Annotated in this window: 8 protein-coding genes and 1 pseudogene; all 9 read left to right on the top strand. The window is 69.2% G+C overall.

Annotation, left to right across the window (positions count from 1 at the left end; genetic code table 11):
* The first annotated feature begins 152 nt into the window (after window positions 1-152).
* Complete coding sequence (rlmN, locus tag ACY45C_RS00965) at window positions 153-1,436, top strand: dual-specificity RNA methyltransferase RlmN (RefSeq protein ID WP_462185787.1); 1,284 nt, start codon at window positions 153-155, stop codon at window positions 1,434-1,436.
* A complete protein-coding gene (locus ACY45C_RS00960; protein ID WP_462185786.1) occupies window positions 1,423-2,745 on the top strand; it encodes a CE1 family esterase in 1,323 nt (440 codons plus the stop codon). Before rlmN ends, ACY45C_RS00960 begins: the two co-directional genes overlap by 14 nt.
* A gap of 206 nt (window positions 2,746-2,951) precedes the next feature.
* Window positions 2,952-4,187: a 1-deoxy-D-xylulose-5-phosphate reductoisomerase gene (gene dxr, locus ACY45C_RS00955; protein WP_462185785.1), complete on the top strand. Its 1,236-nt coding sequence runs from the start codon at window positions 2,952-2,954 to the stop codon at window positions 4,185-4,187.
* Window positions 4,188-4,218: 31 nt separating this feature from the next.
* Window positions 4,219-5,403, top strand: a complete 1,185-nt coding sequence (locus tag ACY45C_RS00950) for a M50 family metallopeptidase (RefSeq protein ID WP_462185784.1) — start codon at window positions 4,219-4,221, stop codon at window positions 5,401-5,403.
* A gap of 109 nt (window positions 5,404-5,512) precedes the next feature.
* On the top strand, window positions 5,513-6,667 hold the full coding sequence (gene ispG, locus ACY45C_RS00945) for a flavodoxin-dependent (E)-4-hydroxy-3-methylbut-2-enyl-diphosphate synthase (protein WP_462185783.1): 1,155 nt from the start codon (window positions 5,513-5,515) through the stop codon (window positions 6,665-6,667).
* Window positions 6,668-6,680: 13 nt separating this feature from the next.
* Complete coding sequence (locus ACY45C_RS00940) at window positions 6,681-7,532, top strand: GNAT family N-acetyltransferase (RefSeq protein WP_462185782.1); 852 nt, start codon at window positions 6,681-6,683, stop codon at window positions 7,530-7,532.
* 254 nt (window positions 7,533-7,786) lie between these two features.
* The gene (locus ACY45C_RS00935; protein WP_462185781.1) at window positions 7,787-8,860 is read left to right on the top strand and encodes an ABC transporter substrate-binding protein; all 1,074 of its coding nucleotides are present in this window, start codon (window positions 7,787-7,789) and stop codon (window positions 8,858-8,860) included.
* Window positions 8,861-9,020: 160 nt separating this feature from the next.
* On the top strand, window positions 9,021-9,782 hold the full coding sequence (locus tag ACY45C_RS00930) for an ABC transporter ATP-binding protein (RefSeq protein ID WP_462185780.1): 762 nt from the start codon (window positions 9,021-9,023) through the stop codon (window positions 9,780-9,782).
* A pseudogene (locus ACY45C_RS00925) lies at window positions 9,772-10,179 on the top strand (ABC transporter permease); the annotation flags it as partial. The gene ACY45C_RS00930 and the pseudogene ACY45C_RS00925, both read left to right, overlap by 11 nt.

Raw genomic sequence — 10,179 nt, 5'->3', positions numbered from 1 at the left:
TTGTGCACCGCCCCGGTCGCCTGGCTTCTGATCACTTCCTTCCTGAACTGATCGGAACCGGGTTCAGCCGACAGGTCTCGCCTCTCGTGGGTCCCTTCGGACAGATCCGTGCATTCGTCTCGGTCGCGGTCACCTGGCAGACTGGATCCGCGATGACTGCCACGACCGCCGAATCCGGACGTCCGGACCAGCCCTCACCTGCCGAGGCGGGCTGGCCCGTGCGGCTGACGCTCACCCGGCGAGCGGGCCGAGTGCCGCGCCACCTCGCCGACCTGACCCGTCAGGAACGACGTGACGTCGCGGTGTCGCTGGGGCAGCCGGCCTTCCGCGCCGATCAGGTGGCCCGGCACTATTATGCCCGGTTGATCGCCGCCGATGAGCCCGAGGCGATGACCGACCTGCCGGAGCGGGACCGCCAGCCGCTCCTCGACGCCCTGCTGCCGAGGCTGCTCGTCCCGGTGCGGACGCTGAGCTGCGACGACGGTCTGACCCGCAAGACGGCGTGGCGGACCGTGGACGGCGCATCTCTCGAGTCTGTGATCATGAGATATCCGGATCGCGCGACGGTCTGTGTGTCGAGCCAGGCGGGCTGCGGCATGGGCTGCCCGTTCTGCGCCACCGGTCAGGGCGGGCTGACCCGCAACCTGTCGACCGCGGAGATCGTCGAACAGGTCGTGCACGCCGCCCGGGTTCTTCAGCGCCGTGAGCTCGCGGGCGGCGCGACCAGGTTGTCGAACGTGGTCTTCATGGGGATGGGCGAGCCGCTGGCGAACTACGCCGCGGTGATTGTCGCGCTACGCCGCCTCACCGCTCACCCCCCCGACGGGCTGGGCCTGTCGGCGCGCGGCCTGACGGTCAGCACTGTCGGCCTCGTTCCGGCGATCCGTCGCCTCGCCGGAGAGGGCCTGCCGGTGACTCTGGCGGTGTCCCTGCACGCCCCGGACGACGTTCTGCGGAACGAACTCGTCCCCATCAACACCCGTTGGCCGGTGGCCGAGGTGCTCGCGGCCGCCTGGGAGTACGCCGAGGTGACCGGCAGACGGGTAAGCGTCGAGTACGCGCTGATCGATGGGGTCAACGATGACGTGGAACGCGCCGACGCCCTCGCGGACCTGCTCGTAGGCCGGCTCGCGCATGTGAACCTCATTCCGTTGAATCCAACCGGTGGATCCTCATGGCGCGCCAGCGTCCCGGCCGGCCAGCGCGCGTTCGCCCGCCGGCTCCGTGACCGCGGCATCGTGACGACGGTGCGCGACACCCGGGGCCGGGAGATCGCGGCAGCCTGCGGACAGCTTGCGGCCGAGCCGGCCGGGAAGCCGGAGCGGACGGACCAGCCGGAGCGGACAGACCAGCCGGAGCAGGTCGGATCCGACCGTCCCGCCGAGTTCGGTGGCGCGGGGAGCGCGACGTCTGACGGTGACCGTGTCCTTCGGTAGTCCGACGAGCCGACGCCGGGGGGCCTCCCGCCCGGATATCCGGGCGACGAACACCGTATGGCTGCCGATCACGGCCGCTGCCGGGGTGTTGCTGCTGCTCCTGTGGTACGCGATGTCCCAGGAACCGGGGCCGGCGAAGACCTCGGCGACCCAGGCCGCTCTCGGGGCGTCCGGCGGCCGTGCCGCCGGTGCCGCCGTGGCGTCGGCCATACCGTTGCCCACGGTCCCACCACCCCCCGAGAGCGGCTGCGTCACCGGGAAGACCCTGCCGTCCGGGATCGGTACCCGCACGCTGCGGGTGGGAGGAACCGAGCGCGGCTACGTCCTCGCCGTACCGACCGCGGGTCCTCGGGTCAGGCCACTACCGCTGATCTTCAATTTCCATGATCTGAACCAGGCGCCGGAAGATCTGGAAGCGTACACGCGGCTCGCCGATCAGGGGACGAAGGCGGGCTTCGTGGTCGCCGCCCCGATCGGGATGCAGGGGCGGTGGAACTTCACCAGATCGAAGGCGGTGGGACCCGACGACGTGCTCTTCGTCGGCGCGCTGCTCAACGACCTCGTCGGTCAGATGTGCCTGGAGGCGGGACGCGTCTTCGCCGTGGGCTACGCGGACGGCGCGAACATGGTGCTCACGCTGGCCTGCGCGCTGCCGGGCCGTCTTGCGGCGGCGGTGACCGTCGGGTCGAGCGTGCTGCCCGGCTCCTGCGCCAAGCCCGCCACCAACGTCCTGGAGATCCATGGGACCTCGGACCAGATCGCGCCGTATGCCGGCGGAGGCGCTTCGCGGCCGGCCCCCTTCACCGGAGTCGTCGCTCAGCCCGTGGAGGACCGGCTCGCCCGGTACGCCTCCGCTCTGGGCTGCAGCGGAGCCCGCCAGACCTCCCGGGACACGGCTGCCTGGCAGCGCACCGTGTGGAGCGGCTGCCCAGCCGGCCATGACGTCGGGCTGTTGGCCATGCAGGGCGCGGGGCACACCTGGCCGGGGGCGCAGGCACGTCCGGCGCTGGGTCCGACCTCCGTCAGCCTGAGTGCCACCATCGTGGCGTTGACCTATTTCGGTTACACGCCTACGTCCGCGACGAGTGGCCTGCCCGGCCCTGCCGTCTCCGCCGGTCCCGCCAGCCCGGGCGTCGCCACCAGTCCGACTCCCGCGGCACCGGCGGCTGGATCCTCTGGACCCGCCGCATCCTCCGGACCCGCCACCACGTCGGCGTCGTCCGCCTCCCCGGATGCCACCCCCGGTGCCGAACCGTCCGGGCAGCCGGCAACCGGCGCCACACCTTCTTCCTCGCCCGGCCGGGGATGAGCAGACGTCGGAGCCGTCGTCGACGTGACCGACCGGGCCGACGTGTCACCCGGATCGGGGTGGCCGATCGGGGTGGGCGGCGACCGCAAAGTCCTGCCCACCAGACCTGACGAAACGTAGTTGTCACCGGACCCATTGCGCATCTTCGGGTGGCACCTGTCATGAACCGAACAGGGCGGTGCCGAGCGGTCGGTGGGCCTGAGAGAATGGGTGACGTGGTGGAGGCTTCGATCCTGCGTGAGGTTGTCCTGCTCGGGTCCACCGGTTCGATCGGAACCCAGGCGATAGATGTCGTACGCCGCAACCCGCAGCGGTTCCGGGTGGTGGCGTTGATGGGCGGCGGGTCCCGGGTGGACCTGCTCGCCGCTCAGGCACTGGACCTCGGCGTCCAGGCCGTGGGAGTGGCGGCGGCCTCGGCCGCTCAGGACCTCCAGTTGGCCTTCTTCGCCGAGGCGCCGCGGCGGGGCTACCGTCGGGGTGAGTTCCCCGTGCCAAAGATTCTCGCCGGTCCCGACGCCGCGAGCGAGATCGCGGCGTGGCCGTGCGACATCGTCCTCAACGGCATCACCGGCTCGGTCGGGTTGGCCCCGACGCTCGCGGCGCTGGCCGCCGGCCGGACGGTGGCGTTGGCGAACAAGGAATCGCTGGTCGCCGGGGGGCCGTTGGTGCTCGACGCGCTCGGTGGCGACCCCGACCGCCTGGTGCCGGTGGATTCCGAGCACTCCGCACTGGCGCAGTGCCTGCGGGGCGGGCGACGGGACGAGGTACGCAAGCTGGTGCTGACCGCCAGCGGAGGTCCCTTCCGCGGGCGCCGCCGCGACGAGCTTGCCGCCGTTACCCCGGAGCAGGCGTTGGCCCATCCCACCTGGGACATGGGACCCCTGGTGACGATCAACTCGGCGACCCTGATGAACAAGGGGCTCGAGCTGATCGAGGCGCACCTGTTCTTCGGGGTTCCCTACGACGACATCGAGGTCGTCGTGCACCCCCAGTCGTTGGTGCACTCGATGGTCGAGTTCACCGACGGCTCGACGATCGCTCAGGTCTCCCCGCCGGACATGCGGCTGCCCATCGCGCTGGCGCTCGGCTGGCCGGACCGGGTGGCGCAGGCGCAGCCGCCGATGGACTGGTCGCGGGCGCAGGCGCTCACCTTCGAACCGCTGGACGAGGTGGCGTTCCCGGCGGTGGAGCTTGCCCGCATGGCCGGGCGGCGCGGCGGCACCGCCCCCGCGGTCTTCAACGCCGCGAACGAGGAGGCGGTGGCCGCCTTCCTCGCCGGGCGGCTGCCCTTCATCCGTATTGTCGACCTGGTGGCCGAGGTCATCGCCGAGCACGAAGTGATCGATCATCCCAGCGTGGAGGAGGTGTTCGCCACCGAACGGGCCGCGCGGGCGGCGGCCGGGCGGCTGATCCGGCGCGAGACCGAACGGGACATGGTGTGAGTCGCCCCCCCGGCGCCGAGAGGGCGGTCTGATGGAGCTTCTCGGCATTGTGGCGTTCGCACTGGCCCTGCTGGTGTCGGTCGTCGCGCACGAGGCCGGGCATTTCGTGACGGCCCGGCACTACGGTATGAAGGCCTCCAAGTTCTTCGTCGGTTTCGGGCCGACTATCTGGTCCTGGCGGCGGGGGGAGACCGAGTACGGCATCAAGGCCATTCCGGCCGGCGGTTTCGTCAAGATCGAGGGGATGACTTCGCTCGAGGAGATCGATCTGGCCGATGAACCCCGCGCCTTCCACAATGCGCGGGCGCGAGCCCGGCTCGTGGTCATGTCGGCTGGTTCTTTCGTGCATTTCGTCATCGCCATCGTGTTGGTCTACGGAGTGCTTGTTGTCCTGGGCACGACCACGATCAGCGAGTCGAGGGTCGGCGCGACGAGCTGCGTCGCCACGACCGCGACCTGTTCCGGACCGGGGCCGGCCGCGGCGGCCGGTCTGCGGCCGGGCGACCGGATCGTCAGCTTCGGCGGAGTTCCGGTCACGACTTGGGCGCAGTTCACCCGGCAGGTGCGTGCGCACGGAGCGGGGCCTGCGGTGATGGTCGTCGAACGGGACGGCCGCACCCTCACCCTCACGCCGAACCTGGTGGAGGGCAGGCGCGATCGGGAGACCGGGCAGGCGGGCGACGACCGGGTCGGCGCCTTGGGCGTCAGACCGGGAACCGAGACAGTGCACTACAACCCGATCGAAGCCGTGCCCCGCACCTTCGATGTCATCGGGTCCGGGTTCACCGGTATGTATGAGACGCTGACCCGCCGGATCGGTGATATCGCTAATATCTTCAGCGACAACCGCGACCCCCAGGGTTTCATCAGCGTGGTGGGAGCGGCGCGTATCGGCGGTGATGTGGTCTCGGCCGAGGGCAGTTCGGCCGTGGACCGGGTGCGGAATCTTCTCATTCTGGTCGCCGCGATCAATCTCGCGGTCGGAATTTTTAACCTGTTGCCCCTACTCCCGTTGGACGGCGGTCATATTGCCGTGCTGGGCTTCGAGCAGGCCCGGCATGGCCTACGCAGGCTCCGGGGTTATCGCGGTCCGGTACAGAAGGTGGATTTCGCCAAACTGTTACCAGCCACGTACGCCACGGTCGTCGTACTGCTCGGGTTCAGTCTGCTTGTCCTGTCCGCCGACATTGTCAATCCCATTCGCCTGAATCAGTAATTCCGTATGAACATGCGCGACGGTGTGCCATTCTGCCCTGCCTCCTGCAGCCGACAGGCCGAGTCAGTCGCACGTCGATCTTCGTCTCCGATTCGCCAGTGAGGACAACGTGACCGTAACTCTGGGCATGCCAACCGCTCCGGCCCGTCCGCTCGGCACGCGGCGGCACAGCCGGCAGATCCACGTGGGCAACGTCCCGGTCGGGGGTGACGCTCCGGTCTCCGTTCAGTCGATGTGCACCACGTTGACGTCAGACGTCAACGCCACGCTGCAGCAGATCGCACAGCTGACAGCGTCGGGATGCCAGATCGTCCGGGTCGCGGTGCCAAGCCAAGACGACGCTGGTGCCCTCGCCGCGATCGCCCGCAAATCCCCGATCCCGGTGATTGCCGATATCCACTTCCAGCCCAAGTACGTCTTCGCCGCGATCGACGCGGGCTGCGCCGCGGTCCGGGTCAACCCCGGCAACATCAAGGCTTTTGACGACAAGGTCGGGGAGATTGCTCGCGCGGCGAAGGCCGCCGGCGTTCCGATCCGGATCGGGGTCAACGCGGGTTCGCTCGACAAGCGGCTGTTGGCGAAGTACGGCAAGGCCACGCCGGAGGCGCTGACGGAGTCGGCCCTGTGGGAATGCTCGCTGTTCGAGGAGCACGACTTCCGCGACATCAAGATCTCGGTGAAGCACCACGACCCGGTCGTCATGATCCAGGCGTACCGGCTGCTCGCCCAGGCCTGCGACTACCCGCTGCACCTCGGTGTCACCGAGGCCGGGCCGTCCTTCCAGGGCACGGTCAAGTCCGCGGTCGCCTTCGGGGCCCTGCTCGCCGAGGGAATCGGTGACACGATCAGAGTGTCGCTGTCGGCACCGCCGGTCGAGGAGGTGAAGGTCGGCACCGCGATCCTGGAGTCCCTGGGACTTCGGCAGCGTAAACTCGAGATCGTATCCTGCCCCTCCTGCGGTCGGGCTCAGGTTGACGTCTACACCCTTGCCAATCAGGTCAGCGCCGGTCTCGAGGGCATGGAGGTCCCGTTGCGCGTCGCCGTCATGGGCTGCGTCGTGAACGGGCCGGGCGAGGCCAGGGAGGCCGATCTCGGCGTCGCCTCCGGGAACGGCAAGGGTCAGATCTTCGTCCGAGGTGAGGTCGTGAAGACCGTTCCGGAGGCACAGATCGTGGAAACCCTCATTGAGGAAGCCATGCGGCTGGCCGAGGAGATGGCGGCGGACGGCACCCCGTCCGGCGAACCCTCGGTTTCCGTGGGTTAACCGGTTCGACCGGATGGGCCTACCTCTGCGGTCCGCGCCGCCCTGTCTGCTTGACGACAGGGATCTTCCGGCCGTCCGCGAGCTCTTGGCCCGCAACCCGGTCGCCGATGTGTTCGTCGCATCTCGGGTCGAGGCTGCGGGGCTCGACCCGTGGCGTCTCGGCGCCGAGATGTGGGGGCACACCGTGGATGGCTGCCTGGTCGCTCTGTGTTATTCCGGCGCCAACCTCTGGCCCGTGGCGGCAGGCCCCACCTCGGTGAGACTGTTCGCCGAGCGGGCTCGCCGGCAGGGACGGCGCTGCTCGTCCATCGTCGGCGTCTCCTCCTCGGTGACGGCGATGTGGAAGCATCTGGAGCCGACCTGGGGGCGGGCCCGGGAGGTACGGGCCGACCAGCCCCTGCTCGTGATCGACCGCCCGCCGCGGGTCGCCCCAGATCCGGCGGTGCGCCCGGTGCGCCCGGACGAGCTGGACGTCATCCTGCCGGCCTGCATCGCCATGTTCACCGAGGAGATCGGGGTGTCCCCGGTGCTCGCTGACGGCGGTGCCCTTTACCGCGCCCGCGTCGCCGAGTTCGTCGGTCAGCGGCGTTCCTTCGCCCACATCGCCGACGGCCGGGTGCTGTTCAAGGCCGAGATCGGCGCCGTCGCGGGCGACGTCTGCCAGATCCAGGGCGTCTGGGTCGACCCGGCGCTGCGTGGGCGCGGCCTTGGCGTCGCGGGAACCGCGAGTGTGGTCGCGCTGGCGCGGTCCGCCTTCGCCCCACTGGTCAGCCTGTACGTCAACGACTTCAACCATGCCGCCCGCCGGGTCTACGACCGGGTGGGCTTCCAGCGGGTCGGGACCTTCGCGTCGATCCTGTTCTGATGTTGATCTTGTCCTGAGATCGATCCCGGTCTGAGACCATCCCGGACCCGCTCCGATGGTGTCCGGGGCCTCTTTGATCCCCAGCAATGTCCGTTTTGTCGGCTGTGTGCATCTGGCCGGTCAAAGATATTGCAGAACGATGTCATCGCGATGAAGTCACATGGCCAGGATGGGCACCATCTGGCATGCTTACCATCCCGATGACTTCGATCGACATGCATGGCGCGGGCGTCAGCCTGCGTGAGGGGGTATCTATGAGACCGAGCAGACTGTGGCGTGCAGCGACGCCACTCATCGCCGCGGGGGCGCTCGTACTGGCGGTGGTGGGCTGCTCGAGTGACGACGGGGACTCCCAGACGGTCGCCTCGGACGGCCAGGTCACCGGCACCCTGCGGCTCGGGTACTTTCCGAACCTCACCCACGCGCCAGCTCTCTACGGCGTCGAGAAGGGGATCTTCGCCAAGGACCTCGGTTCTGGAGTCACGCTCAAGACGTCGACCTTCAACTCCGGCGTGCAGGAGGCGGAGGCGATTCTGTCCGGCGCCATCGATGCCGGCTATATCGGTCCCAACCCGGCGGTCAACAGCTTCATCAAGTCGCACGGGGAGGCGGTGCGGATCGTCTCCGGCGCCACCTCGGGTGGTGCGTTGCTGGTGGTCAAGCCTGAGATCACCTCCGTCGCGCAGCTCAAGGGCACCACGCTCGCCACCCCGAGCCTGGGCAACACCCAGGACGTGGCGCTGCGGTACTTCCTCAAGGAGAACGGGCTGAAGACCGACCCCCAGGGCGGGGGTGATGTCTCCATCAAGCCCCAGGACAACACCGTGACGGTGGACGCCTTCGCCAACAAGGCCATCGACGGGGCCTGGGTGCCCGAGTCGATAGCCTCCCGGCTCGTCGCCGCGGGGGGCAAGGTGCTCGTCAACGAGGCCGACGAGTGGCCGGAGACCAAGGGCCAGTTCGTCACGACGGTGCTTCTGGTGAGCACGGACTACCTGAAGAAGAACCCGGAGATCGTCCGCCGGCTCATCACGGCGAACGTGGAATCGATCAACGCGCTCAACGCCGACCGTGACGCCGGCGCGAAGGTCACCAACACGGCACTGGGCAAGCTGAGCGGCAAGCCGCTGCCCGACAAGATCCTCACCTCGGCCTGGAAGGGGCTGACCTTCACTCCGGACCCGATCGCGGCGTCCCTGTTCACCTCAGCGAAGCACCAGGAGGAGCTCGGCCTCATCGAGAACCCGAAGCTCGACGGTCTGTTCGATCTGACGGTCCTCAACGAGATCCTCGCCAAGCAGGGCAAACCGACGGTCTCCGACTCCTGACCCGCGGCACCCCCGGTAGCCGGGCCGGCTGAACCTCGGTCCGAGACCACAGGGCGACGACCAGACCGGGGTGTCGATCATCGATGCCCCGGCCTGGTCCATCCGTCCATCCGTCCGTCCATGCACACCGGCCGCATACACCGCGACGGGGGAATGAACCATGACCGCTGTACTCACCGACACCGCGCTGCGCATCCACCGCGTCAGCCGGGTCTTCGGATCCGGGCCCGCCAGCGTCAAGGCGCTCGACAACGTCTCCCTGGATGTCCGGGCGGGCGAGTTCGTCTGTCTCCTCGGTGCGTCCGGCTGTGGGAAATCGACCCTGCTCGCCCTGATCGCCGGTCTCGACCAGCCCTCCGTGGGCGTCGTTGACACCACCGGCCGGCGGGTCGGGATGATGTTCCAGGATTCGGCGTTGCTGCCCTGGCTGACGGCGGGCGGCAACGTGGAGGTGCCGCTGCGGCTGCGGGGGATCGGCAAGGCCGAGCGGCGGGACCGGGTCGAGAGCCTGCTCGCGATGGTCCGGCTGGCCGGCCTGTCCGCGAAGCGCCCCCATGAGCTGTCCGGCGGCATGCGCCAGCGGGTGAGCCTGGCCCGGGCCTTCGCGCAGGAGGCCGACATCCTGTGCATGGACGAGCCGTTCGGTGCGCTCGACGCGATGACCCGCGATCTGCTCCACGACGAACTCGAACGGATCTGGCGGGAGACGGGGGTCACCGTCATCTTCGTCACCCACGATGTGCGCGAGGCGGTCCGGCTCGGTGACCGCATCGTGCTGCTGTCCTCCCGGCCCGGCCGGGTCGTGGAGATCTTCGACGTCGATATCGACCGCCCCCGCCGGCTCGACTCCACCCACGTCTCGGAGCTCGCCACCGAGGTGACCGCGCGGCTACGCGAGGAGGTTGGCCGCCATGGCCACTGACGTCAGCGTCCCCAGCCGTAAGAGTGCCGGGCTCGGCGAGGCCGGCGAGCCCCTCGACGTCGACGTGGCCCTCGCCGGCCTCGACGCGCTGGACATCCCGACCGCGCAACGGCGGCCGTTCGCGGCCCGCGCCTGGGCGGCCACCTGGCCGAAGCTCGGCGCTCTGCTCCTGTTCCTGCTGTTCTGGCAGATCGTCGTCTGGAGCGGCTGGAAGCCCAGCTATGTGCTGCCCGGGCCGGGCGAGGCGCTGGGCGAGTTCGTCGACCAGCTGGGCAGCGGACACTTCTGGGACGCTCTGGCCCGCACCCTGGTCCGGGCCCTGGAGGGATACGCCCTCGCCGTGCTCATCGGCACCGTGGTCGGGATCGCGGTGTCCCGCTTCGGGGTCCTGCGTACC

This window comes from Frankia sp. CcWB2, assembly GCF_977927585.1.
This window is presented reverse-complemented; position numbering and strand designations above follow the sequence as displayed.